At 61.0% G+C, this 24,264-nt stretch carries 20 protein-coding genes and 1 pseudogene; 4 read left to right on the top strand and 17 right to left on the bottom strand.

All coding sequences use genetic code 11. From position 1 onward, the window contains the following. Positions 1–86: 86 nt before the first annotated feature. Positions 87–716 carry an isochorismate family cysteine hydrolase YcaC gene (ycaC, locus tag BMY45_RS16020; RefSeq protein WP_014337664.1) on the top strand — a complete coding sequence of 210 codons (630 nt, stop codon included), beginning with the start codon at positions 87–89 and terminating at the stop codon, positions 714–716. A gap of 249 nt (positions 717–965) precedes the next feature. After that, positions 966–1,844, top strand: a complete 879-nt coding sequence (locus BMY45_RS16015; RefSeq protein WP_092399215.1) for a LysR family transcriptional regulator — start codon at positions 966–968, stop codon at positions 1,842–1,844. 55 nt (positions 1,845–1,899) lie between these two features. On the opposite strand, the gene BMY45_RS16010 is transcribed toward BMY45_RS16015, so the two are convergent. The 15 genes from BMY45_RS16010 to BMY45_RS15940 all read right to left on the bottom strand — a co-directional run bounded on the left by BMY45_RS16010 (position 1,900) and on the right by BMY45_RS15940 (position 18,760). After that, positions 1,900–2,376, bottom strand: coding sequence for a hemerythrin domain-containing protein (locus tag BMY45_RS16010; protein ID WP_047227744.1), 477 nt, complete (start codon positions 2,374–2,376; stop codon positions 1,900–1,902). A 201-nt stretch (positions 2,377–2,577) separates the two neighbouring features. Continuing rightward, the gene (locus BMY45_RS16005; protein ID WP_092399213.1) at positions 2,578–3,681 is read right to left on the bottom strand and encodes an NAD(P)/FAD-dependent oxidoreductase; all 1,104 of its coding nucleotides are present in this window, start codon (positions 3,679–3,681) and stop codon (positions 2,578–2,580) included. 131 nt (positions 3,682–3,812) lie between these two features. Continuing rightward, positions 3,813–5,276 (bottom strand): NADH-quinone oxidoreductase subunit NuoN, encoded by a 1,464-nt coding sequence (nuoN, locus tag BMY45_RS16000; RefSeq protein WP_047227742.1) that lies wholly within the window; start codon positions 5,274–5,276, stop codon positions 3,813–3,815. Between the two features lie 7 nt (positions 5,277–5,283). Beyond that, on the bottom strand, positions 5,284–6,816 hold the full coding sequence (nuoM, locus tag BMY45_RS15995; protein WP_047227741.1) for an NADH-quinone oxidoreductase subunit M: 1,533 nt from the start codon (positions 6,814–6,816) through the stop codon (positions 5,284–5,286). Between the two features lie 39 nt (positions 6,817–6,855). After that, complete coding sequence (gene nuoL, locus BMY45_RS15990; RefSeq protein WP_092399211.1) at positions 6,856–8,709, bottom strand: NADH-quinone oxidoreductase subunit L; 1,854 nt, start codon at positions 8,707–8,709, stop codon at positions 6,856–6,858. Continuing rightward, complete coding sequence (gene nuoK, locus BMY45_RS15985; protein WP_044463936.1) at positions 8,706–9,014, bottom strand: NADH-quinone oxidoreductase subunit NuoK; 309 nt, start codon at positions 9,012–9,014, stop codon at positions 8,706–8,708. Before nuoK ends, nuoL begins: the two co-directional genes overlap by 4 nt. A 4-nt stretch (positions 9,015–9,018) precedes the next feature. Further along, positions 9,019–9,519, bottom strand: coding sequence for an NADH-quinone oxidoreductase subunit J (nuoJ, locus tag BMY45_RS15980; protein ID WP_047227739.1), 501 nt, complete (start codon positions 9,517–9,519; stop codon positions 9,019–9,021). 9 nt (positions 9,520–9,528) lie between these two features. Continuing rightward, the gene (gene nuoI / locus BMY45_RS15975) at positions 9,529–10,077 is read right to left on the bottom strand and encodes an NADH-quinone oxidoreductase subunit NuoI (RefSeq protein WP_047227738.1); all 549 of its coding nucleotides are present in this window, start codon (positions 10,075–10,077) and stop codon (positions 9,529–9,531) included. A gap of 11 nt (positions 10,078–10,088) precedes the next feature. Then, positions 10,089–11,096, bottom strand: a complete 1,008-nt coding sequence (gene nuoH / locus BMY45_RS15970; protein WP_047227737.1) for an NADH-quinone oxidoreductase subunit NuoH — start codon at positions 11,094–11,096, stop codon at positions 10,089–10,091. After that, positions 11,093–13,807 carry an NADH-quinone oxidoreductase subunit NuoG gene (nuoG, locus tag BMY45_RS15965; protein WP_092399209.1) on the bottom strand — a complete coding sequence of 905 codons (2,715 nt, stop codon included), beginning with the start codon at positions 13,805–13,807 and terminating at the stop codon, positions 11,093–11,095. The genes nuoH and nuoG overlap by 4 nt, the downstream gene beginning before the upstream one ends. A 142-nt stretch (positions 13,808–13,949) precedes the next feature. After that, on the bottom strand, positions 13,950–15,308 hold the full coding sequence (gene nuoF, locus BMY45_RS15960) for an NADH-quinone oxidoreductase subunit NuoF (RefSeq protein WP_092399207.1): 1,359 nt from the start codon (positions 15,306–15,308) through the stop codon (positions 13,950–13,952). Further along, the gene (gene nuoE, locus BMY45_RS15955; protein WP_003203372.1) at positions 15,305–15,802 is read right to left on the bottom strand and encodes an NADH-quinone oxidoreductase subunit NuoE; all 498 of its coding nucleotides are present in this window, start codon (positions 15,800–15,802) and stop codon (positions 15,305–15,307) included. Before nuoE ends, nuoF begins: the two co-directional genes overlap by 4 nt. A 2-nt stretch (positions 15,803–15,804) precedes the next feature. Beyond that, positions 15,805–17,589, bottom strand: coding sequence for an NADH-quinone oxidoreductase subunit C/D (gene nuoC, locus BMY45_RS15950; RefSeq protein WP_092399205.1), 1,785 nt, complete (start codon positions 17,587–17,589; stop codon positions 15,805–15,807). 72 nt (positions 17,590–17,661) lie between these two features. Then, the gene (locus BMY45_RS15945; protein ID WP_024779314.1) at positions 17,662–18,336 is read right to left on the bottom strand and encodes a NuoB/complex I 20 kDa subunit family protein; all 675 of its coding nucleotides are present in this window, start codon (positions 18,334–18,336) and stop codon (positions 17,662–17,664) included. Positions 18,337–18,346: 10 nt separating this feature from the next. Next, positions 18,347–18,760, bottom strand: coding sequence for an NADH-quinone oxidoreductase subunit A (locus BMY45_RS15940; protein WP_011062185.1), 414 nt, complete (start codon positions 18,758–18,760; stop codon positions 18,347–18,349). Positions 18,761–19,633: 873 nt separating this feature from the next. Between BMY45_RS15940 and BMY45_RS28655 the strand changes: the two are divergent. Next, a pseudogene (locus BMY45_RS28655) lies at positions 19,634–20,653 on the top strand (methyl-accepting chemotaxis protein); the annotation flags it as partial. Continuing rightward, the gene (locus BMY45_RS28650) at positions 20,639–21,556 is read left to right on the top strand and encodes a methyl-accepting chemotaxis protein (RefSeq protein ID WP_371913959.1); all 918 of its coding nucleotides are present in this window, start codon (positions 20,639–20,641) and stop codon (positions 21,554–21,556) included. The pseudogene BMY45_RS28655 and the gene BMY45_RS28650, both read left to right, overlap by 15 nt. Positions 21,557–21,676: 120 nt before the next feature. Here BMY45_RS28650 and aceA read toward each other — a convergent pair whose 3' ends face one another. Together aceA and BMY45_RS15925 are read right to left on the bottom strand one after the other, a co-directional pair. Next, on the bottom strand, positions 21,677–23,002 hold the full coding sequence (gene aceA, locus BMY45_RS15930; protein WP_014337679.1) for an isocitrate lyase: 1,326 nt from the start codon (positions 23,000–23,002) through the stop codon (positions 21,677–21,679). 457 nt (positions 23,003–23,459) lie between these two features. Continuing rightward, positions 23,460–24,221: a secretin N-terminal domain-containing protein gene (locus BMY45_RS15925; protein WP_092399201.1), complete on the bottom strand. Its 762-nt coding sequence runs from the start codon at positions 24,219–24,221 to the stop codon at positions 23,460–23,462. Positions 24,222–24,264: the final 43 nt, after the last annotated feature.

Genomic DNA, 24,264 nt, shown 5'->3' with positions numbered 1-24,264 from the left:
CGACAGCATCGCAAGCTGATCCACCGCTTTCGCGAGCAAGCCCGCTCCCACAGGTTTCATAGCATCCATCCCAAAGGAGTCATCCCATGAGCAACGTTCCCGCTTACAACCGCCTGAACAAGGACGACGCGGTCGTTCTGCTGGTCGATCACCAGACCGGCCTGATTTCCCTGGTCCAGGACTTTTCGCCCAACGAGTTCAAGAACAACGTACTGGCCTTGGCTGACCTGGCGAAGTTTTTCGAACTGCCTACCATCCTGACCACCAGCTTCGAACAGGGCCCTAACGGCCCGATCGTGCCGGAGCTCAAGGAAATGTTCCCGGACGCGCCGTACATCCCGCGTCCGGGCCAGATCAATGCCTGGGACAATGAAGACTTCGTCAAGGCGATCAAGGCCACCGGCCGCAAGCAACTGATCATCGCTGGCGTGGTCACCGACGTCTGCGTGGCATTCCCGACGCTGTCGGCGTTGGCCGAAGGTTTCGACGTGTTCGTCGTCACCGACGCTTCGGGTACGTTCAACGAAACCGTGCAACAGGCGGCCTGGGTGCGCATGACTGCGGCCGGCGCGCAGATGATGAACTGGTTCTCGGTGGCCTGTGAGCTGCACCGTGACTGGCGCAACGACATCGAGGGCCTGGGCAATCTGCTGTCCCAGCGGATTCCGAACTACCGCAACCTGATGAACAGCTATTCGGCGCTGACTGCCAAGTAAGCGCAGTGGCTGCTGCTGGATGACGCCCGCCTTGTGCGGGCGTTTTTGCGCCCGGCATCCACTTTTCGGCATGCTGAGCCGCCGTCATCGCGAGCAGGCTCGCTCCCACATTTATCCAGGGTGACTACAGATTCCTGTGGGAGCAAAGCTTGCTCGCGATGACGGCGGCACCTTCACCCTCTATGCAACCTGTCTCCCCCTATCCACAATACCCACCAGAACATCCTGACTGTCCACCCTGGAATGACAATGAACCCCTTCGAAGAAATGCGCATTTTTGCCCAGGTCATGGAGTCGGGCAGTTTCACCGCAGCGGCGGAAAAACTGGGGCTGTCCAAGCAGTTCGTCAGTCGCAAGCTCATGGAGCTCGAGCAGCGGCTGGGCGTGCGTTTGCTCAATCGCTCGACACGCCGGCTGGATGTGACCCCGCTGGGCCAGCGCTATTACGAAGCTGCGCTGCGCCTGCTCAATGAAGTCGAACAGGTGGAGCAGGGCATCAGCGGCCAGACCAGCGAGCCGCGCGGCACCATTCGTCTCAGCGCACCGCTGTCGTTCGCGGTCGCGCATCTGGGCAGCCTGTTACCGCTGTTCTTGCAGCGCCATCAAGAGGTGAGTGTCGAGGTGGATTTGAGTGACCGCTCGGTTGACCTGCTGGGGGAAGGCTACGACATCGCGCTGCGCATTGGCGTGCTGGAGGATTCGACGTTGATCGCCCGGCGCATCGCGACCATCGAGCGGGTGTACTGCGCCAGTCCCGCCTATCTGGCGCAACACGGCACCCCCGAACGACCGGAAGACCTGCGCAATCACGATTGCCTGCCCTATGGGCATAGCCGTCAGGTGCAATGGCGATTCGGTGGAGGCAGTAAACCGCTGACCCTGGAGGTCGCCGGACGCATGCGCGCCAATAACGGTGATTTGCTCAGGGATGCGGCTGTCGCTGGCATGGGTATCACGTACCTGCCGACGTTCATTGTCGGTGATGCATTGAAGGACGGTCGATTGATCAAGGTGCTCGAAGGCTTCGAGACAGAGGCGTTGGCGCTGTCGGCGGTCTATCCGCAACATCGGCAAAGTTCACGCCCGGTGCAGGCGCTAGTGGAGTTCTTGCGTGAACAGATGCAATGAACGGCCGGGATGTGTTCAGCCGTTTGCCACGGCTGAACACATCGGCGATGCCTGATCAGGCGGCCAGGCTGGAGCTGCTCATTTCTTTTTTGTACTGCGCCTTCATGGCCTCCATCTGCTCGCCCAACGACTCCAGCGTCGCTTTGCCCAGCAGTTTTTTGGCTTGAGGGAACATCTCGGTTTCTTCTTCTTCGATATGGTGCTCAAGCAACTCTTTGACCACTTTCACCCGGCCGGCAAATTCTGGCGTGGACGGGTCAGTGTTCTTCAGGTCCGGCAGCACCAGCGAGTCGACCGTGCGGTGCTCTTCCTTGGCCTCGTAGTACATCTCGGCCTGCTCCTTGCCGCCGGCCTGCTTGTAGGCCGGATAAAGAATTTCTTCTTCGAGTCGGGTATGAATGGAAATTTCCATTTCCAGTTTCGCCAACAGGTCGGTGCGTTTCTTGATGCCGCGGCTGGTTGATTCGCTCAGCTGGGCAAGGATGGCCTTGACGCGTTCATGGTCGGCTTTCAACAGGTCGATGGCGTTCATAAGTAGCTCCTGGCAATTCACGGATGCGGGCCGGCTTCAAGCGCCTGCGCCGCGTTCCAGGGAAATTGCATCAGCCGTGCCAGCCAAGGATTTTTTAAAAGTCTTTTAAAAACAAAAGGTTGTATAAGTCTGTATTTAGCTCGTCGTGCAGCCTGCATGAGGGCAGGAAAAAATGCATTGCACTTTGCGCTGCCCCAACCGCTAAACCATCAGTTGCCGCACCCGCCCGGCAAGCGCCAGGCATGAAGTCAGCCCGGGCGATTCGATCCCGAACAGATTGATCAGCCCCGGGACCTGATGCTCGGCGGGGCTGCTGATGAGGAAGTCGCGGGCGGGCTCGTCGGGGCCGGAAATTTTCGGACGGATGCCGCTATAACCCGGTTGCAGGCTTTGGTCCGGCAAGTCAGGCCAATAACTGCGAATCGCCGGATAAAAGGCCTCGGCCCGGGCCGGGTCCACACGGTAGTCCTCGCGCTCGATCCACTCGGTGTCCGGACCGAACCGGGCCTGGCCCGCCAAATCCAGGGTCATGTGAATACCCAGACCGGCAGCTTCCGGAGCGGGGTAGATCAGATGCCGGAAAGGCGCGCGTCCGGTCAGGCTGAAGTAGTTGCCCTTGCACAAATAATCGCGGGGCACCGAGTGCAGCGCCAGCCCCTCGATACAGCGGGCGAGGGCGGGCGCCTGGAGGCCAGCCGCATTGATCAGGCGGCGGCAGGACAGACTCATCTGCGCCGTACCACCCAATTGCAGCATGAAACCACCGGTGAGGGTCCGCGCCCTCAGCAAGGGTGTGTGGAATACGATGTCGGCACCGGCCGCTTCGGCATCGCCCTGCAAGGCCAGCATCAGCGCATGGGCGTCGACGATACCGGTGGAGGGCGAATACAGCGCGGCGACACACGCCAGGGCCGGCTCCAGCGCCTGGGCCTGTTGCTGAGCGAGCAGACGCAGGTCGTCGACACCGTTCTTCAATCCTCGCTCAAGCAAGGCCTTGAGCCCCTCCACCTGAAGCTGATCCTTGGCAACGATCAATTTACCAAGCCTTTGGGTCGCGACGCCGTGACTGTCGCAATACGCGTACAACCGCTGGCGACCCTCGACGCACAGCTGCGCCTTGAGGCTTCCCGGTGGGTAATAGATGCCGGCATGGATGACTTCGGAATTGCGCGAGCTGGTGCCCATGCCGATGGCTTCGCCGGCTTCGATCAACAGCACTTCGTGACCGGCCTGGGCCAGTTCCCGAGCCACGGCGAGCCCGACCACGCCAGCGCCCACCACCACGCAATCGATGTCCATGCCCAAACCCTTTCCCCTTGCAGTCGTCTATGCTCAAGCGCCTCAGGATAGCCCGGCGCAGGCGACTTCTACAGCCCAAAAAAAATGCCCGTATCTGGCGATACGGGCATTTTTTGATGACTACACCGTTCGGGCGATCAGCCCGTCAGGCCAGCCTGCTGGACCAACGTCAGCAACGGCTGCGGGTACACACCGAGGAAGAACGCCAGTACGGCGATGGCCAGCAGCATCACGCCGCCTGCCTTCTGTTCCCAGTGCAGCTCGGCATCGTGGCGACGCAGGTTCGGTTCCATCAGGTACAGGGTGACCATGACGCGCAGGTAGTAGAACACGCCGATGGCACTGCCCAGCACCAGGGAGCCGACCAGCCACCATTGGTGCGCCTCGACGCCGGTGGCGATGATGTAGAACTTGCCGATGAAACCGGCGGTCAGCGGGATACCGGCCAGGGACAGCATCATCACGGTCAGTACGGCGGTCAGGTACGGACGGCGCCAGAACAGGCCGCGGTATTCGTACAGGGCGTCGGCGTCGCGGCCGTTGTACGGCGAGGACATCAGGGTGATCACGCCGAAGGCGCCGAGGCTGGTGATCACGTAGGTGACCAGGTACACGCCGATGGCTTCCACGGCCAGGCCCTTGCTGGCGATCAGGGCGATCAGCAGGTAACCGAAGTGGGCGATGGACGAGTAACCCAGCAGACGCTTGAGGTTGCTCTGGGTCAACGCCAGCAGGTTACCGAACAGGATCGACGCGATGGCGATGATGGTCAGCACGTCGCTCAGTACACCGCTGCTGGCCACTGGCGAGATCTGGAACAACCGCACCATCACTGCGAACACCGCGACTTTCGACGCGGTGGCCAGGAACGCCGCCACCGGCGCCGGGGCGCCTTCGTAGACGTCCGGGGTCCAGAGGTGGAAGGGCACCAGCGACAGCTTGAACGCCAGGCCGATCAGCATCATGCCCAGGCCCAGTTGCGCGATCGGGCTTGGCAGGCCCGTGGCCGCCAGAGCCTGACCGATGCCGACGAAGCTCAGGGTGCCGGCTTCGGCGTAGAGCAGGGCCATGCCGAACAACAGGAACGCGGAACCGGCGGCCGACAGCACCATGTACTTGATGCCGGCTTCCAGGGAGCGTTTGTTGAAGAAGGCATAGGCCACCAGACCGTAGACCGGCACCGACAGCAGCTCCAGGCCGATGAACAGGCTGGCCAGGTGCTGTGCGCTTACCAAAACCAGGCCACCGGCGGCGGCCATCAGGATCAGCAGGTACAGTTCTTCACGGTTGCCCGGGTAACCCGTACCGCCATCGCCGAGGTAGGCGTGGGCGAGGGTGACGCAGGCGAGGGTGGCGACCAGGATCAGCGCCATGTACAGGCACGCGAAGCTGTCGATCTGCAACAGCGGTGTGACCGCCAGCGGCGCGACTTTCAGGGCCGGCAGAATCGACAGCAGGGCCAGGTTCAGCCCCGCCACCGACAGCAGGAAGGTCTGTGAGTGATTACGCCGCCAGGCGATCGCCAGCATCACCACGATGATCGTGGCGCTGGTGATCAACAGCGGCGCAAGCGCGATAAAGTGTTGAATCGTGAATTCCATAGCGCTCTTACCGGGCCGAAGCGAGTTGAGAGAAGGCGGTGCCGAGCCACTGCTGCACGCCATGCATCGTGGCGGCAGAAGTGTCGAGGAACGGTTGCGGGTAGACGCCGAGGTAAACCAGCAGCACCGCAAGGCCGAGCACCATGATCAGTTCGCGACCGTCCATGCCGCGCAGTACTTCATCCGACTTGGTCGGACCGAAGTAGGCGCGGTGGATCATGATCAGCGAGTAGACCGAACCGAACACCAGGCCAGACGTAGCGATGGCGGTGATCCATGGAGCGCTGACGAACGAGCCGATCAGGATCAGGAACTCGCCGACAAAGTTACCGGTGCCCGGCAGGCCCAGGGACGCCGCCGCGAAGAACAGGCTGATGGCCGGCAGGTACGCGATGCGCGACCAGATGCCGCCCATTTCACGCATGTCCCGAGTGTGCAGACGCTCGTACAACTGGCCGCTGAGGATAAACAGTGCCGCCGCCGACAGGCCGTGGGCCAGCATCTGGATCACCGCGCCTTGCAGGGCCAACTGGCTGCCGGAGTAGATCCCGATCAGCACAAAGCCCATGTGCGAAACGCTGGAGAAGGCGATCAGGCGCTTGATGTCGGTCTGGGCGAACGCCAGGAACGCACCGTAGAAAATCCCGATCAGACCCAGGGTCATGGCAATCGGCGCAAACTCGGCCGAGGCGTTGGGGAACAGCGGCAGGGCGAAGCGCAGCAGGCCATAGGCCGCCGTCTTGAGCAGGATACCGGCCAGGTCCACGGAACCGGCGGTCGGTGCCTGGGCGTGGGCGTCCGGCAGCCAGGAGTGGAACGGCACCACCGGCAGCTTCACCGCGAAGGCGATGAAGAAGCCCAGCATCAGCACGTATTCGGTGGTGCGCGACATCTGCACTTTCAACAGGTCGGCGTAGTTGAAGGTAATCACGCCGGTGTTGTTGAAGTTGACCAGCACCAGACCCAGGATCGCCACCAGCATGATCAGGCCGGAAGCCTGGGTGAAGATGAAGAACTTGGTCGCCGCGTAGATCCGGGTTTTCTTGCCGTCCGAAGAACTGTGACCCCAGAGCGCGATGAGGAAGTACATCGGCACCAGCATCATTTCCCAGAAGAAGAAGAACATGAACAGGTCCAGCGCCAGGAACACGCCGACGACACCGCCCAGGATCCACATCAGGTTCAGGTGGAAGAAACCGACGTGACGCTGGATCTCTTTCCAGGAGCACAGGACCGAGAGGATACCCAGCAGGCCGGTCAGCAGGATCATCAGCAGCGACAGGCCGTCGAGGGCCAGGTGCACGCTGATACCGAAGCGTTCGATCCAGATGTGCTTGAACTCAAGCGCCCAGGTCGGATCGGCGCCAGGGGCCGGAGCAAATGAATAGTCGCCGGTCGCCCAGAGCCAGAGGCCGAGTGCGAGTTCCAGGGACATGGTCAGCAGCGCAATCCAGCGCGGGAGGGTGGAGCTTGAACGCTCCGCCATCCAGCACAGCAGGCCGCCGATGAAGGGGATCAGGATTAGCCAGGGCAGAATCATGACGGGCTCGTTTCCTTTCGCAAGTTCGCAAGGTTCATATCAGACCGCTACCAGCACGATGGCGCCGATAACCAGCACGGCGCCAGCCGCCATGGAAGCCGCATACCAACGCAGTTGACCGGTCTCGGTACGGCTCAGGGCAGTGTGGCCGCCCTTGGCCATACGCGGGATCAGGCCAATGGTCTGGTCGAGCGGGTCTTTGCGCAGAATGTGGCTGATCGCAAGGTATGGCTTGACGAACAGTTTGTCGTAGATCCAGTCGAAGCCCCAGGCAGCGAACCACCAGGCCGAAAGGAACCGCCCGATGCCGCTGTTGGCGATCGCCGTGACGAAGCGACGTTTGCCCAGGAACAGCAGGGCGGCCAGCAGGATACCGGCCAGGGCGATGGCGCCCGAAGCGATTTCCAGGCTGTGCTTGGCGTCGCCGCCGGCATGGCCGACGCTTTGCGGCAGTACATCGGCCAGCGGTGGCGTGATCATGGCGCCGACGAAGGTCGACAGCACGATCAGCACCGACAGTGGCAGCCAGTGGGCAATGCCGTGGCCGGCGTGGGCTTCGGTCTTGGCTTCACCGTGGAACGCGATGAAGATCAGGCGGAAGGTGTACAGCGAGGTCATGAATGCACCCACCAGGCCTGCGTAGAGCAGACCCTGGTTACCGCTGGCGAACGCTTCCCAGAGGATCTCGTCCTTGGAGTAGAAACCGGCGGTGACCAGTGGCAGGGCCGCCAGGGCCGCGCCGCCGACGATGAAGCTGGCGTAGGCCAGCGGCAGTTTCTTCCACAGGCCGCCCATCTTGAAGATGTTCTGCTCGTGGTGGCAGGCAACGATCACCGCACCGGAAGCAAGGAACAGCAGCGCCTTGAAGAAGGCGTGGGTCATCAGGTGGAAGATCGCGCCTTCCCAGGCGCCGACGCCCAGGGCCAGGAACATGTAGCCGATCTGGCTCATGGTGGAGTAGGCGAGGATCCGCTTGATGTCGGTCTGGACCAGGGCGGCGAAACCGGCCAGCACCAGGGTCACACCGCCGACGATGCCCACCAGGTGCAGGATATCCGGCGCCAGCGCGAACAACCCGTGGGTACGGGCGATCAGGTAGACACCGGCGGTCACCATGGTTGCGGCGTGGATCAGTGCCGACACCGGGGTAGGGCCGGCCATCGCATCCGCCAGCCAGGTTTGCAGCGGCAGTTGCGCGGATTTACCGACAGCGCCGCCCAGCAGCATCAGGGTCGCCAGGACCATCCAGAAGTCGCCAGCCTGGAACTTCTGCGGCGCCAGGACCAGCAGTTCCTGGATGTTCAGCGTGCCCAGTTGTTGGAACAGGATGAACAGGCCGATGGCCATGAACACGTCGCCGATCCGGGTCACGATGAACGCCTTGAGCGCCGCGTTACCGTTGTTGCGGTTGCTGTAGTAGAAACCGATCAACAGGTACGAGCACAGGCCCACACCTTCCCAGCCGAAGTACAGGAACAACAGGTTATCGCCGAGCACCAGGAACAGCATGCTGGCGATGAACAGGTTGGTGTAGGCGAAGAAGCGCGAGTAACCGGCTTCACCGCGCATGTACCAGGAGGCGAACAGGTGGATCAGGAAACCCACGCCGACTACCACGCCCAGCATGGTCACCGACAGGCCATCCAGGTACAGGGCGAAGTTCGGCGTGAAGCCTTCCACCGCCATCCACTGCCACAGCACCTGCACGTACGCGCCACCTTCCGGCGGGGCGACGTTGAACTGCCAGATCACGTAGGCCGTGACGATGGCAGACAGGCCGATGGACCCCACGCCAACCAGCGCCGAAAGGTTTTCCGACCAGCGTCCACGAGAGAACGACAGCAGCAGGAAACCGATGAGGGGAAATACGAAAGTCAGAAAGAGTAGGTTCATCCGCGCATCTCGCTGGCAGCGTCGATATCGAGAGTGTGGAAGCGGCGATACAGCTGCAACAGAATCGCCAGGCCGATACTGGCCTCGGCGGCTGCCAGGCTGATCACCAGGATGAACATGACTTGTCCATCCGGCTGCGCCCAGCGAGCGCCCGCGACGATGAAGGCCAGGGCGGAGGCATTCATCATGACCTCCAGGCTCATCAGCACGAACAGAATGTTACGGCGGACCATCAGGCCGACCAGACCGAGGCAGAACAGGATGCCGGCAACCGCCAGACCATGCTCGAGAGGGATAGCAGGCATGTGATTACTCCTTCGCCTCGTTACGGCCCAAATGGAACGCCGTGACGGCTGCGGCAAGCAGCAGCATCGAGGCGAGTTCGACCACCAGCAGATACGGGCCGAACAGGCTGATGCCCACGGCCTTGGCGTCTACGGTGGTGTGGCCGATGGCCTGGCCGCTCTGATGAGCGAACAGCACATACAGCAGTTCACCCAGCAGCAGCGCGGCGAGAATCACCGGCCCGGCCCAGATGCCCGGCTTGAGCCAGGAGCGTTCTTGCTGCACCGAGGCCGGGCCCAGGTTCAGCATCATCACCACGAACACGAACAGCACCATGATGGCGCCGGCGTAGGCGATCACTTCCAGCGCACCGGCAAACGGCGCACCGAGGCTGAAGAAGGTCATGGCCACGGCGATCAGCGAGATGATCAGGTAGAGCAGGGCGTGCACGGGGTTGGTGTTGGTGACCACTCGAAGCGTGGAGACCACCGCGATACCCGATGCGAAATAGAAAGCGAATTCCATCTTTCTTCCTTAAGGCAGCAAGCTCTTCACGTTGATCGGTTCGGCTTCATTTTGCGCGGCGCCTTTTGGCTTACCGGCAATGGCCATACCTGCAACACGATAGAAGTTGTAATCAGGGTTTTTACCGGGACCGGAAATCAGCAGATCTTCTTTCTCGTACACCAGGTCCTGACGTTTGAACTCGGCCATTTCGAAATCCGGTGTGAGCTGGATCGCGGTGGTCGGGCACGCTTCCTCGCAGAGGCCGCAGAAAATGCAGCGCGAGAAGTTGATACGGAAGAAGTCCGGGTACCAGCGACCGTCTTCGGTTTCGGCTTTCTGCAACGAGATGCAGCCCACCGGGCACGCTACGGCGCACAGGTTGCAGGCTACGCAGCGTTCTTCGCCGTCGGGGTCGCGGGTCAGGACGATGCGGCCGCGATAACGCGGCGGCAGGTAGACCGCTTCTTCCGGGTATTGCAGGGTGTCGCGCTTGCGAAAGCCATGGCCGAAGATCATGACCAGGCTTCGCAGTTGGGTACCGGTACCCTTAACGATGTCGCCAATATATTTGAACATGGGTCAAATCCTCACTGAACCGCGGCCGCAGGCGTGTTCATCAACACGATCGCAGCGGTCACCAGCAAATTGATCAGGGTCAGCGGCAGGCAGAATTTCCAGCTGAAGTCCATCACCTGGTCGTAGCGCGGGCGCGGGATCGAGGCGCGCAGCAGGACGAACAGCATGATGAAAAACGCGGTCTTCAGGGCGAACCAGACGAAGGACAGTTGCGGCAGGATGCCGAACGGACCGTGCCAGCCACCGAAGAACAACGTCACCAGCAGCGCCGAGATCAGGATGATGCCGATGTATTCACCGACGAAAAACATGCCCCATTTCATGCCGGCATATTCGATGTGATAACCGTCGGCCAATTCCTGTTCCGCTTCCGGTTGGTCGAAGGGGTGACGGTGAGTCACGGCCACGCCGGCCACGAAGAAGGTACAGAAACCGAAGAACTGCGGAATGATGAACCACAGGTTCTGGGCCTGGTACTCGACGATGTCGCGCATGTTGAACGAGCCGGCCTGGACCACCACGCCCATGAGCGCCAGGCCCATGAACACTTCGTAGGACACGGTCTGGGCCGAGGCCCGCAGGCTGCCCAGCAGGGCGAACTTGTTGTTGCTCGACCAGCCGGCGAACAGCACCGCATACACCGACAGACCCGCCATGGCGAAGAAGAACAGCAGGCCGATGTTCAGGTCCGCCACGCCCCAGGTCGGGGTGATCGGGATGATCGCGAAGGCGATCAGCAAGGCGCTCATGGCCACGACCGGTGCCAGGGTGAAGATCACCTTGTCGGCAAACGGCGGCGTCCAGTCTTCCTTGAAGAACATCTTGATCATGTCGGCGGCGATCTGGAACATGCCGAACGGGCCGACGCGGTTCGGACCGTAACGGTCCTGCCACCAGCCCAGCAGGCGACGTTCGACGAAACTCAGCAGCGCACCGCAGACCACCACGGCCAGCAGGATCACGATGGCCTTGAGAACCGTCAGGATCACGTCGATCACTTCAGGGGTAAACCAGCTCATTGCGCTGCCTCCTGCAGACCGTCGACGGTTTTGCCGAATATCGCCGGTGGAATACCCGCCAGGCCGGCCGGCAGGGCCACCAGGCCGGCGCCCAGTTCTTCATTGATGCGCAGCGGCAGACGCAAGGTCTGGCCCGCGACGTTCAGGCTCAGCAGGGCACCGTCGTTGACGCCCAGGCGATCGGCTTCGGACTTGGCCAGCGACACGTAGGCGGTCGGGATGCGTTCCTGGACCGGAGCGGCTTTGGAAGAATTCTCTTCACTGCCGAACAGGTGATGGAACGGTACGACCTGCCAGGTGCCCGGTGCCGGGTTGAAGGCGCGCGGCACGCTGGCGAACCAGCTCAGGCCATCGCCCTGGCTTTCGATCAGGCGAGTGCCCGGGTCACCGGCACGCAGGTGACCGCCGACTTCGTCCTGGAACTTGTTCCAGGCTTGCGGCGAGTTCCAGCCCGGCGACCAGGCGAACGGCACTTGCGAGCGCGGTTCGGCGGAGCCCGAGTAACCTTCCATGGAGAACGAGAACGCAGTGTCGTTGTCCTGGGAGGTCCGTGGTTCGTGGACGCTGATGTCGGCGCGCATCGCGGTGCGACCGGAGTAGCGCAGCGGTTCGCGGGCCAGCTTCAGGCCCTTGATGCGGAATGCGGCCGATGGCGCGGCATCGACGATGCGAGCCAGTTGCGGGCTGCTCGAAGCGACGGCGGCGGTGGCATGGTCCAGTTGCGTCCAGTCGATCGGCTGGTTCAGCAGGGTGGCGCGCAGGGCATGCAGCCAGCGCCAGCCTTCATGGACCAGGATGCTGGCGTCCAGATAAGTCGGGTCGAACACCTGGAAGAAGCGCTGGGCGCGACCTTCCTGGCTGACCAGCGTACCGTCGCCTTCGGCGAAGCTTGCCGCCGGCAGCACCAGGTGGGCGCGGTCGGTGGTGGCGGTTTTCTGGTGGTCGGCAACGATCAGCACTTTCGCTGCACTCAGGGCAGCGTCTACCCGGGCTTTGTCAGTGCGGGTGTACAGGTCGTTTTCCAGCACCACGATGGCGTCGGCGCTGCCGTCGATCACCGCTTGCAGCGCTGCGTCCAGCGATTCGCCGCCGAGCATGGCCAGGCCGAGGCTGTTGGCTTCCGGCACGATCAGGCTGATGGAACCGTTCTTCTCGCGCAGCTTCAGTGCCTTGGCGATGTTGGCGGCGGCTTCGATCAGCGCCTTGGAACCCAACGAGGTGCCGGCAATGATCAATGGGCGTTTGGCCGCCAGCAGGGCGTCGGCGATACGCTGGGCGAGGGCGGCTGCTTCGCTGTCCAGGCCTTCGACGGCCGGGGCGCTGGCGTCCAGGGCGTGGGCCACGGCAAAACCGATGCGCGCCAGGTCGTCGGGAGCTGCGTGGACACATTCTTCGGCGACGTCGTCGAGCTTGGTTTCCGCCAGGCTGGCAATGAACAGCGGGTTAAGCGCGTGCTGGCCGATGTTCTTCACGGCCGCGTCGAGCCATGGCTGCACGCGCATGGCGTCGGCCATGTCTTCGGCCTTGCCCTTGACCGACTGGCGCAGGGCCAGGGCCATGCGCGCGGCCGTCTGGGTCAGGTCTTCGCCAAGGACGAACACGGCGTCGTGGTCTTCGATGTCGCGCATCGTCGGCACGGGCAGCGGGCTGTCCTTGAGCACTTGCAGCACCAGGCGAATGCGTTCCAGCTCGCCTGCTTCGATGCCGCTGTAGAAGTGCTCGGCGCCGACCAGTTCACGCAGGGAGTAGTTGCTTTCCAGGCTGGCCCGTGGCGAACCGATGCCGACGATGTTGCGACCGCGCAGCAGGTCGGCGGCTTTATCCAGTGCTTCGTCCAGGCTCAGCTTGGCGCCGCCCGCCAGCAGTGGCTGACGCGGGCGATCGGTGCGGTTGACGTAGCCGTAGCCGAAGCGGCCACGGTCGCACAGGAAGTACTGGTTGACCGAACCGTTGAAGCGGTTTTCGATGCGACGCAGTTCGCCGTAGCGTTCGCCCGGGGAAATATTGCAACCGCTGGAGCAGCCATGGCAGATGCTTGGCGAGAACTGCATGTCCCACTTGCGGTTGTAGCGCTCGGAGTGAGTCTTGTCGGTGAACACACCGGTCGGGCAGACCTCGGTGAGGTTGCCGGAGAACTCGCTTTCCAGGGTGCCGTCTTCAACGCGACCGAAGTACACGTTGTCGTGGGCGCCGAACACGCCCAGGTCGGTGCCGCCGGCGTAGTCCTTGTAGAAACGCACGCAGCGGTAGCAGGCGATGCAGCGGTTCATCTCGTGGGAGATGAACGGGCCCAGTTGCTGGTTCTGGTGGGTGCGCTTGGTGAAGCGATAACGGCGCTCGTTGTGGCCGGTCATCACCGTCATGTCTTGCAGGTGGCAGTGACCGCCTTCCTCACAGACCGGGCAGTCGTGGGGGTGGTTGGTCATCAGCCATTCGACGACGCTGGCGCGAAACACTTTCGCTTCTTCGTCGTCGATGGAGATCCAGCTGCCGTCGGTGGCAGGGGTCATGCAGGACATGACGATCCGACCACGCTTGTCGTTTTCGTCGGTGTACTGCTTGACCGCGCATTGGCGACAGGCGCCTACGCTGCCAAGGGCGGGGTGCCAGCAGAAATAAGGGATGTCGAGGCCCAGGGACAGACATGCCTGTAACAGGTTGTCTGCGCCATCGACTTCGAGCTCTTTGCCGTCTACGTGGATAGTGGCCATGGTTCAAAGTTCTTCGTTGGCCCGGTGTCAGCGGGCGTGGCTAATGGAATCTTGTTATTCGTCCGAATCCAAACAGCCTTGGTGAAAAGGCGTCATCGAACGAAAGGCGAAGGGCACGGACCCTTCGCCTTTTTAAGCGTCGTTACGCGCCGACCATGGTCGGCGTGACCACCTGATTGAGATCACCGGCGCGCGTTGGCGCGATGCCGGCCTCGAATTCAGAGCGGAAGTATTTGATCGCGCTGCCCAACGGCTCCACGGCACCCGGTGCATGAGCACAGAAGGTCTTGCCCGGGCCGAGGAAACCCACCAGACCCAGCAGGGTCTCGATGTCGCCGGCCTGGCCTTCGCCGTTTTCAATGGCCCGCAGCAGCTTGACGCTCCAGGGCAGGCCATCGCGGCAAGGGGTGCAGAAACCGCACGACTCACGGGAGAAAAACTCTTCCATGTTGCGCAGCAGGGACACCATGTTGACGCTGTCGTCCACCGCCATGGCCAGGCCGGTGCCCATACGGGTACCCACCTTGGCGATGCCGCCGGCATACATTTGTGCGTCCAGGTGTTCGGGCAACAGGAAGCCGGTGCCGGCGCCGCCGGGCTGCCAGCACTTGAGCTTGTAACCGTCGCGCATGCCGCCGGCGTAGTCTTCGAACAGCTCGCGGCCGGTGACGCCGAATGGCAGTTCCCACAGGCCCGGGTTCTTGACCTTGCCGGAGAAGCCCATGAGCTTGGTGCCCATGTCTTCGCTGCCGTCGCGGGCCAGGGATTTGTACCAGTCCACGCCGTCGGCAATGATCGCCGGCACGTTGCACAGGGTCTCGACGTTGTTCACGCAGGTCGGCTTGCCCCACACGCCGACGGCGGCAGGGAAGGGCGGCTTGGAGCGCGGGTTGGCGCGGCGGCCTTCCAGGGAGTTGATCAGCGCGGTTTCTTCCCCGCAGATGTAACGCCCGGCGCCGGTGTGGACGAACAGCTCGAAATCAAAGCCCGAGCCCAGGATGTTCTTGCCCAAGAGGCCTGCGGCCTTAGCTTCTTCCACGGCACGGTTCAGGTGCTTGGCGGCGGTGGTGTATTCGCCGCGCAGGAAGATGTAGCCACGGTAGGTTTTCAACGCACGGGCACTGATCAGCATGCCTTCGATCAGCAGATGGGGCAGTTGCTCCATCAGCATGCGGTCTTTCCAGGTGTTGGGCTCCATTTCATCCGCGTTGCACAGCAGGTAGCGGATGTTGATGGACTCGTCCTTGGGCATCAGGCCCCACTTCACGCCAGTGGGGAAGCCCGCACCGCCGCGACCCTTGAGGCCGGAGTCTTTGACGGTCTGGACGATGTCGTCCTGGGCCATGTCGCTGAATGCCTTGCGCGCGGCGGCGTAGCCATTCTTGGCCTGGTATTCGTCCAGCCATACCGCTTCGCCGTCGTCACGCAGACGCCAGGTCAGGGGATGGGTTTCGGCCGAACGCTGGATGCGGTTGGCGGGCCCGAAGGAAGTCAGGGTCATACGTAGCCCTCCAGCAGTTTGGCGACGCCGTCAGGCTGGACGTCACCGAAGGTGTCGTCGTCGATCATCAGCGCCGGAGCCTTGTCGCAGTTGCCCAGGCAGCACACCGGCAACAGCGTGAAACGACCGTCGGCGGTGGTCTGGCCCAGGCCGATGCCCAGCTTGTTCTGGATCTCGCCGACCACGGACTCGTGGCCGCCGATGTAGCAGACCATGCTGTCGCAGACGCGAATGATGTGGCGGCCCACTGGCTGGCGGAAGATCTGGCTGTAGAAGGTGGCGACACCTTCGACGTCGCTGGCCGGGATGCCGAGGATCTCGCCGATGGCGTAGAGCGCGCCATCAGGCACCCAGCCACGTTCCTTCTGGACGATCTTCAAGGCTTCGATCGACGCCGCGCGCGGGTCTTCGTAGTGATGCAGCTCGTGCTCGATGGCCGAGCGCTCGGTTTCGCTGAGGGCGAAACGGTCTGTCTGGATAAGCGTGCTATTCATGCTTAGCGGTCCACGTCGGCCATAACGAAATCGATACTACCCAGGTACGCAATCATATCCGCGACCATGCTGCCTTTGATCACCGAAGGGATCTGTTGCAGGTGTGGGAAGCTTGGGGTGCGAATCCGGGTGCGGTAGCTCATGGTGCCGCCATCGCTCGTCAGGTAATAACTGTTGATGCCCTTGGTCGCTTCGATCATCTGGAAGGATTCGTTGGCCGGCATGACCGGGCCCCACGAAACCTGCAGGAAGTGCGTGATCAGGGTCTCGATGTGTTGCAGCGTGCGCTCTTTGGGCGGCGGCGTGGTCAGCGGGTGATCCGCCTTGTACGGGCCTTCCGGCATGTTGCGCATGCACTGGTCGATGATCTTGATGCTCTGGCGCATCTCCTCGACGCGAACCATGCAGCGGTCATAGGCATCACCATTGGCTGCCAGCGGTACTTCGAATTCGAAGTTTTCGTAGCCGGAGTACGGGCGCGCCTTGCGCAGGTCGAAGTCGCAACCGGTGGAACGCAGGCCCGCACCGGTGACACCCCATTCCAGGGCCTCTTTGGTGTTGTACGCGGCGACCCCGATGGTGCGGCCCTTGAGGATGCTGTTCTGCAAGGCGGCCTTGGTGTATTCGTCCAGGCGCTTGGGCATCCATTCGACGAAATCCTTGACCAGCTTTTCCCAACCCCGCGGCAGGTCGTGGGCAACGCCACCGATGCGGTACCAGGCCGGGTGCAGGCGGAAACCGGTGATGGCTTCGATCACCGTGTAGGCCTTCTGGCGGTCGGTGAAGGTGAAGAACACCGGGGTCATGGCGCCCACGTCCTGGATGTAGGTGCCCAGGAACAGCAGGTGGCTGGTGATCCGGAAGAACTCGGCCATCATGATGCGGATGACGTCGACCTTTTCCGGCACCTTGATCCCGGCCAGTTTTTCGACCGAAAGCACGTACGGCAGGTTGTTCATCACGCCGCCGAGGTAATCGATGCGGTCGGTGTAGGGAATGTAGCTGTGCCAGGACTGGCGCTCGCCCATCTTCTCGGCGCCACGGTGGTGGTAACCGATGTCCGGGACGCAGTCGACGATTTCTTCGCCGTCCAGCTGCAGGATGATGCGGAATGCACCGTGGGCCGAAGGGTGGTTCGGGCCCAGGTTGAGGAACATGTAGTCCTCGTTCGCCCCGGAGCGTTTCATGCCCCAGTCTTCCGGCTTGAAGCGCGCGGCTTCTTCCTCGAGCTGTTGCTTGGCCAGGGACAGGCTGAACGGATCGAACTCGGTGGCGCGGGCCGGGAAGTCCTTGCGCAGCGGGTGACCTTCCCAGGTTGGCGGCATCATGATGCGCGTCAGGTGCGGGTGGCCGGGGAAATCGATCCCGAACATGTCCCACACTTCACGTTCGTACCAGTTGGCGTTCGGCCAGATACCGGTCACGGTCGGCACGCTGAGGTCGCTCTCGGACAAGGCGACCTTGATCATCACGTCACTATTACGCTCGATCGACATCAGGTGATAGAACACGGTGAAATCGACGCCGTCGGGCAGCCCTTGACGCTTGGTGCGCAGACGCTCGTCCACGCCATGCAGGTCATAGAGCATGACGTACGGCTTGGGCAGGTTACGCAGGAACGTCAGGACTTCGACGAGTTTGGCGCGGGCAACCCAAAGCACCGGCATGCCGGTGCGGGTCGGCTGGGCGGTGAACGCCTCGGGGCCAAAACGGTTGTTCAGTTCGACGACCACATCCTGGTCGTCTGCCTTGTAAGGCGGGATGTACAGAGCACTGCCTGTAGTCATGGTTATTTATCGCTTTCGGTCAACGTAAAGAATGAAGCCAGGTTCTCGTTTCTTATGCAGAGCAGAGCTGGATCAGACTTCGTCGGGGCTGCGCAGGTTGGTGACTGCGATACGCTGTTCGCGGCGCTGTTCCTTTTGCGATGGCATCTCGGCGCGATAGACGCCTTGATCACCAACGACCCAGGACAGTGGGCGACGCTCCTGGCCAATCGACTCCTGCAACAGCATCAAGCCTTGCAGGAACGCTTCAGGGCGAGGCGGGCAGCCAGGCACGTAGACGTCCACGGGCAGGAACTTGTCCACCCCTTGAACGACGGAATAGATGTCGTACATGCCACCGGAGTTGGCGCACGAACCCATGGAGATAACCCACTTCGGTTCGAGCATTTGCTCGTAGAGACGCTGGATGATCGGCGCCATCTTGATGAAGCAGGTCCCGGCAATAACCATGAAATCCGCCTGGCGCGGCGATGCCCGGATCACCTCGGCGCCAAAGCGCGCGATGTCGTGGGGCGCCGTGAAGGCGGTGGTCATTTCCACGTAGCAGCACGAAAGGCCGAAGTTGTACGGCCACAGGGAGTTCTTGCGACCCCAGTTGACCGTGCTGTTCAGCACGTCTTCGAGCTTGCCCATGAAGATGTTTTTGTGGACTTGATCTTCTAACGGATCGGAAACGGTTTCCCGCTCGCCAATCGGATACTGCTCGTTAGGAGCATCGGGGTCGATCCTGGTGAGATTGTATTGCATTGCCAAAGCCTCATTGTTTCAGCTTCGCTTGCCGCTTACGACGACCTTCCGGAGCCCAATCAAGAGCCCCCACCCGCCAAAGGTAGACAAGACCTGCCAACAGAATTGCTATGAAAACGAGAGCTTCGACGAATCCGGTCCAGCCGCTTTCGCGGACGGACACAGACCATGCAAAGAGAAAGAGGGCTTCGATATCGAAGATCACGAAGAGCATCGCGACCAGATAGAATTTGGCTGAGAGCCGCAAGCGGGCGCCACCGGTAGGCAGCATGCCGGACTCGAACGGTTCATTTTTGCTGCGGCCCCAGGCTTTTGACCCGAGCAGGCTCGACACGCCGAGCATGAAGGCACACAGGCCGACAACGCCCAGAAGGAAAATGGCAAAGCCCCAGTTGTGGGCCATGAGTCCTGTCGCTTCGGGCATGCTGGAAATCCTTAACAGAGAGCAAAGGTCTCTGAGCTTGAAAAGAAATAACGCAGTGACGATATGTCGCAGCAATCAATCGCGGTGATTTTATGGCTAAACACCGGGCAAGTAAAATTCCTGTAGCGAAATTATTTATTGGAATAAGGACATAGCGCACCTCCAAGACCCTGCGGCCCCGGCGGGGCGGGGATTGGGCGGTTATTCATCAATTATATTTCGTGCGGAATGTAACAATGATAATGACTTCCAAATGATAATTATTATTATCTGAGTCAGCCTTTTCTACAGTGCACTTAGTATCGTGTCCGAGAGGCTGTCTTACATCGTCGCTACTGCAATTGTCAGCGTCGGACGTTTTACTCCTTTTCGGACTGCCCAATACTGCCTTCGATCAATTTTTCTACCCGTGCGCCGCAGTTTTTTTGAGGGCGGGCTTGGTGAAGGTTGGATCTGCCTAGGACTGCTCCTGTGGGAGCCAAGCTTGCTCGCGATGCCGGCAACGCTGTCCCGAGGCAGACTGCGCAATCGTTCATCGCGGGCAAGCCTGGCTCCCACAGATGCAGGCTTGCTCTTACAGAGTAGGTTGCTTCAAAAAAAACGGGTGAAAAAACCGGGGATGTTCGATCGATGTCGCTCAGTTGACCTCGCGTAGAACCTAGGGCCGGGGGGGCGCGCGTTCAATCGACACCGTTTTGCGAGCAAAAAAAATCGGCACGAGGGTGGGCCCAAGGTCTTGAAGAGATGATATCAAATGGCTATCTTTACGCTTCATTCATCTAATCATCTATATCAATACTGGTTAGATTTTCGCCCCCTTCTTAGATAGCCGTGTCAGTTTCCATCGTTCGCGGCTGATACCCAAGGAATGTCATGAACTCTCGGATCGCGAATATGAGCGTTATGCTCAAGCTGGCTTTGGGCTTTGCTGTTGTGCTGCTTCTGACCGCTATTCTCGCCGCGACCGGCTGGTTCAGCCTGGGAAAGATGATCGAGCGTACTGATCGAATGACCAGCATTACCGAGCTTGGCAACCGTCTTGATCACCTGCGCAGGGCTCGCTTGCAGTACCAGTTGGACCGAGGGGATGAACAAAAGGGTGCATTGATCCAGGCGTCGCTGGAGCAGTTTGTCGCCCAGCAGAAAAGCCTCGCAAAAGAGCTGAGAAAACCTGAAAACCTGAAGAAACTTGCCCTGATCGAGCAGGCCAGCACGCAGTATCAAGTGGCACTGAATACGATGCGTGAGGCGTATCGCAATGACGCAGCCATGCGCAAGGAGATGGGCGTCAATGCGGTCAAGGGCGCCGCGCTGATTGCCAAGGTCATCAATGACGTAGAAGCAATGCCTGCCTCGGATGAGCGCCGTTTTGACCTTTATAAGCTCATCCTCAAAGCTAAAGAGGATGTAGCGCTGGTGCGTTATGAAGTGCGTGGTTATACCGGCAACCCCAACAGCACCACAGAACAAGCCGCCACCCGCCAGCTCGAAAATGCGTTCAAGACCATCGAAGCGCTCAACAGCGCTTTCGGCCCGACCTATGCCGACACCTTCAAGCAACTGGAAACTGCGCTGATTGCTTACCGTCGTTCGGTGCAGAACTTCACGACCAGTAATCAGGCCATGGGCAAGGCTGTGCAGGACACCCTTGATTTGGGGGAAACCATCACCCGCCTGTCTGACGAAATGTATGCCAGCCAACTGGCCTCCCGTGACGAAGACAGCGCCCAGTCCCGTATCTTGCAGTTGAGCTGTACTGCATTGGCGATGCTGTTGGGAATTCTTGCTGCCATGCTCATCACTCGCCAGATTACGCGGCCGTTGCAGGACACATTGGCTGTGGTCGATCGCATTGCGGCAGGCGACCTCACGCAACACATGATCGTGACTCGTCGTGATGAGCTGGGTGTCTTGCAGCAAGGTATTCAGCGCATGGGCACCACCTTGCGCGACCTGATCGGTGGCATCCGCGATGGCGTCACCCAAATCGCCAGCGCCGCCGAAGAATTATCGGCCGTCACCGAGCAGACCAGCGCCGGGGTCAATAGTCAGAAGACCGAGACCGATCAGGTGGCGACCGCCATGCACGAAATGTCGGTTACCGTGCATGAGGTCGCGCGTAATGCCGAACAAGCTTGCGCAGCCGCATCAGAGGCCGATGCACAGGCCCGTATTGGCGACCAGGTTGTTGCGCAAGCCATCGTTCAGATCGAGCGCTTGGCCAGCGAAGTCGGGCGCTCAGTCGACGCCATGGATGAGTTGGAACAGGAAAGCGCGCGCATCGGCAAGATCATGGACGTGATCAGAGCGGTGGCTGAGCAGACCAACTTGTTGGCCCTCAACGCCGCCATTGAGGCCGCTCGCGCGGGTGACGCCGGGCGCGGTTTTGCCGTGGTCGCCGACGAAGTGCGTGGGCTGGCCCAGCGTACCCAGCATTCCACCGAAGAGATTGAGAGCCTGGTGGCGGGCTTGCAGGACGGCACGCGTCAGGTGTCGAGTATCATGCGAAACAGCCGCGAACTGACCGACAGCAGCGTGGAATTGGCCGGCAAGGCCGGCATCTCCCTGGGCAACATCACTCAGGCAGTTTCTGGTATCCAGGCCATGAACCAGCAGATTGCCGCCGCCGCGGTGCAACAAAGCTCAGTGGCGGAGGAAATCAGCCGCAGTGTTCTGAGCGTGCGCGATGTATCCGAACAGACCGCCTCAGCCAGCGAAGAAACCGCGGCCTCAAGCATCGAACTGGCGCGGCTGGGTAACCAGTTGCAGCAGTTGGTCAGCCACTTCAAAGTGTAAAAAACGTAAGAAAAACGCAGGCAAAAAAAAGCCCCGAACCAGTCGGGGCTGCAGAACGTCGGCTTTGCGGTTAGCTTTTATTCGGTCCGCAAGGGCCGTTGACTCAAGGCAAGCCGAGGATCAGTGAAACTGCTCTTCTTCGGTGGAGCCGGTCAGCGCGGTGACCGAGGAGGTGCCGCCCTGGATCACGGTGGTCATGTCGTCGAAGTAGCCGGTGCCCACTTCCTGCTGGTGAGCCACGAAGGTGTAGCCCTTGGCGGCGTCAGCGAACTCCTGCTCTTGCAGCTTCACGTAGGCGGTCATGTCGTTGCGGGCGTAGTCGTGCGCCAGGTTGAACATGCTGTGCCACATGTTGTGAATGCCGGCCAGGGTGATGAACTGGTGCTTGTAGCCCATGGCGGACAGTTCGCGCTGGAACTTGGCGATGGTCGCGTCGTCCAGGTTTTTCTTCCAGTTGAAGGAAGGCGAGCAGTTGTACGACAGCAGTTGGTCCGGGTATTCCTTCTTGATCGCTTCGGCGAAGCGACGCGCCTCGTCCAGGTCTGGTTTGGCGGTTTCGCACCAGATCAGGTCGGCGTACGGCGCGTAGGCCAGACCACGGGCGATCGCCTGGTCGAGACCGGCGCGCACCTTGTAGAAGCCTTCCTGGGTGCGGGTGCCGGTCACGAACGGCTGGTCGTACGGGTCGCAGTCGGAAGTCAGCAGGTCAGCGGCGTTGGCGTCGGTACGGGCCAGGATGATGGTCGGTACGCCGGCAACGTCGGCGGCCAGGCGGGCAGCGGTGAGCTTCTGCACGGCTTCCTGGGTCGGCACCAATACTTTGCCGCCCATGTGGCCGCATTTCTTCACCGAAGCCAGTTGGTCTTCGAAGTGAACGCCGGCGGCGCCTGCTTCGATCATGCTCTTCATCAGCTCATAGGCGTTCAGTACGCCGCCGAAACCGGCTTCAGCGTCGGCCACGATTGGCGCGAAGTAGTCGATGTAGCCTTCGTCGCCTGGGTTCTTGCCGGCTTTCCACTGGATCTGGTCGGCACGACGGAACGAGTTGTTGATGCGTTTGACCACGGTGGGAACCGAATCCACCGGGTACAGCGACTGGTCCGGGTACATCGACTCGGCGGAGTTGTTGTCCGCAGCCACTTGCCAGCCCGACAGGTAGATCGCCTGGATACCGGCCTTGACTTGCTGTACAGCCTGGCCGCCGGTCAGGGCGCCCATGCAGTTGACGAAATCTTTCTCGGGACGGAAGGCTGGCTTGGCGCCCTGGGTGACCAGGTTCCACAGTTTCTCGGCGCCCATTTTCGCAAAAGTGTGCTCAGGTTGAACCGAGCCACGCAGACGGACGACGTCAGCAGCGGAGTAATTGCGCTTCACGCCTTTCCAGCGCGGGTTTTCAGCCCAATCTTTTTCAAGGGCTGCAATTTGCTGTTCGCGTGTCAGTGCCATGGAGATAAACCTCGTCGCATAGGTCTGGGGTGGAAAATTCCTGCTCCTGCCGACCAGGGGTTGGACGGTCAAGTCGGTTCAGGCGGGGAGGCGACGGGATGAACGATGGGCTCGAGGGGAAAGTGAGCAGGTAGAGGCGAACTGCGGGCGCATTCGGGCGTCGTGGGCCTTTATACGAACTCAGAGTGATGCCGGGTTACCTAGTTACGCTTCCGTCCCTCGGGACAACTTCGTTCCAGTCGCAACCTCGTCAAACACACCTTGTGGGCGGTACAGACACGAATCGGCTCGCAGGGTAGTTGCAAGCGTCGACCCGAAGGCCCTTGCCAGGGCCCCTGATTAGCGGGAGCGAGGCCATCATGCCTTCGGTTTTTTGGCTCGTCAAACGTTTTGTAGTGCTTTTTTTGTGGCACTACATCTTTGGTCTAATACGACTCATCAGTCAGTTTTTGGTGCTTCAGTTCAGGGTATCCACCTTAACCCGCAGAATCATGTCGTCCCGGCCTTGGGTCGAGTAGCTGCGGCTCAGCCCCTGTTTATCGGCCTGGGTCTGGCGATTGACGCCGGCCAGGGTGATCCATTCACCCAAGCGGCCGCTGACCGTTGTGTCGGTACTTTGAACGTTCACTACATCGGGACGCTCCTGGCTCATGCGGTCACGGTTGGTACTGATGTTCAGATGAACGGTCTCGCCGGTGACGCTGGCCGTGACATAAAAGCCCTGGGTGACGTTGCGGTATTCGGTCTGGCTTTGCAGGCGGCCATAGTTGTCGGTTTGGCTGCTGGTGAACGGCACGCTCTGGCCGACCTGAATCAGCGCCGGCTGGCCTTCACTGGCCTGGACCTGCTGCACACCGCCTTCGCGGCTGGCGGTGCTGCGGTTGATGATGCGGGTCTGGCTGGGCGCGGCGCCGTTGATCGAATAGCCCTGGTCACCCTGCAGGTTGTTTTCGTTGGTGTCGACCGTGATCAACAGGCGCTTGGGGGCGGTGTCCAGTTGGGCGAGAAATGCCTTGAGTTCTTCGATTTTGCCGGGCTCGGCGTTGACGATCAGTTGGTTGCCATAGGCGCTGACCTGGCCGTCCTTGCCGATGAAATTCTGCGCCACCGGTAACAGGTCGGCGCTGGTCCGGTAATTCAGTGGGACGATTTCAGTGGCGGCCATCACCGACAGGCTGCAGCCGAGCAGCAGGGTGGCGAGCAGGGTGCGTAAGGACATGTCCATTTCTCCGCGAGACAAAGGCTTGATATTGCCAGTTTGT

It is taken from the genome of Pseudomonas sp. NFACC39-1 (assembly GCF_900110355.1).
In the GTDB taxonomy this organism is placed as follows: Bacteria; Pseudomonadota; Gammaproteobacteria; order Pseudomonadales; family Pseudomonadaceae; genus Aquipseudomonas; species Aquipseudomonas tehranensis.
The sequence above is the reverse complement of the archived record's forward strand: the minus strand, read 5'-3'. Positions and strand labels throughout refer to the sequence as shown.

Excerpts from the sequence above, each read along its gene's own strand:
- ycaC (WP_014337664.1), top strand. The coding sequence starts at position 87 with ATGAGCAACGTTCCCGCTTACAACCGCCTGAACAAGGACGACGCGGTC.
- BMY45_RS16015 (WP_092399215.1), top strand. The coding sequence starts at position 966 with ATGAACCCCTTCGAAGAAATGCGCATTTTTGCCCAGGTCATGGAGTCG.
- BMY45_RS16010 (WP_047227744.1), bottom strand. The coding sequence starts at position 2,376 with ATGAACGCCATCGACCTGTTGAAAGCCGACCATGAACGCGTCAAGGCC.
- nuoN (WP_047227742.1), bottom strand. The coding sequence starts at position 5,276 with ATGGAATTCACGATTCAACACTTTATCGCGCTTGCGCCGCTGTTGATC.
- nuoM (WP_047227741.1), bottom strand. The coding sequence starts at position 6,816 with ATGATTCTGCCCTGGCTAATCCTGATCCCCTTCATCGGCGGCCTGCTG.
- nuoL (WP_092399211.1), bottom strand. The coding sequence starts at position 8,709 with ATGAACCTACTCTTTCTGACTTTCGTATTTCCCCTCATCGGTTTCCTG.
- nuoK (WP_044463936.1), bottom strand. The coding sequence starts at position 9,014 with ATGCCTGCTATCCCTCTCGAGCATGGTCTGGCGGTTGCCGGCATCCTG.
- nuoJ (WP_047227739.1), bottom strand. The coding sequence starts at position 9,519 with ATGGAATTCGCTTTCTATTTCGCATCGGGTATCGCGGTGGTCTCCACG.
- nuoI (WP_047227738.1), bottom strand. The coding sequence starts at position 10,077 with ATGTTCAAATATATTGGCGACATCGTTAAGGGTACCGGTACCCAACTG.
- nuoH (WP_047227737.1), bottom strand. The coding sequence starts at position 11,096 with ATGAGCTGGTTTACCCCTGAAGTGATCGACGTGATCCTGACGGTTCTC.
- nuoG (WP_092399209.1), bottom strand. The coding sequence starts at position 13,807 with ATGGCCACTATCCACGTAGACGGCAAAGAGCTCGAAGTCGATGGCGCA.
- nuoF (WP_092399207.1), bottom strand. The coding sequence starts at position 15,308 with ATGACCCTGACTTCCTTCGGGCCCGCCAACCGCATCCAGCGTTCGGCC.
- nuoE (WP_003203372.1), bottom strand. The coding sequence starts at position 15,802 with ATGAATAGCACGCTTATCCAGACAGACCGTTTCGCCCTCAGCGAAACC.
- nuoC (WP_092399205.1), bottom strand. The coding sequence starts at position 17,589 with ATGACTACAGGCAGTGCTCTGTACATCCCGCCTTACAAGGCAGACGAC.
- BMY45_RS15945 (WP_024779314.1), bottom strand. The coding sequence starts at position 18,336 with ATGCAATACAATCTCACCAGGATCGACCCCGATGCTCCTAACGAGCAG.
- BMY45_RS15940 (WP_011062185.1), bottom strand. The coding sequence starts at position 18,760 with ATGCCCGAAGCGACAGGACTCATGGCCCACAACTGGGGCTTTGCCATT.
- BMY45_RS28650 (WP_371913959.1), top strand. The coding sequence starts at position 20,639 with ATGATCGTGACTCGTCGTGATGAGCTGGGTGTCTTGCAGCAAGGTATT.
- aceA (WP_014337679.1), bottom strand. The coding sequence starts at position 23,002 with ATGGCACTGACACGCGAACAGCAAATTGCAGCCCTTGAAAAAGATTGG.
- BMY45_RS15925 (WP_092399201.1), bottom strand. The coding sequence starts at position 24,221 with ATGTCCTTACGCACCCTGCTCGCCACCCTGCTGCTCGGCTGCAGCCTG.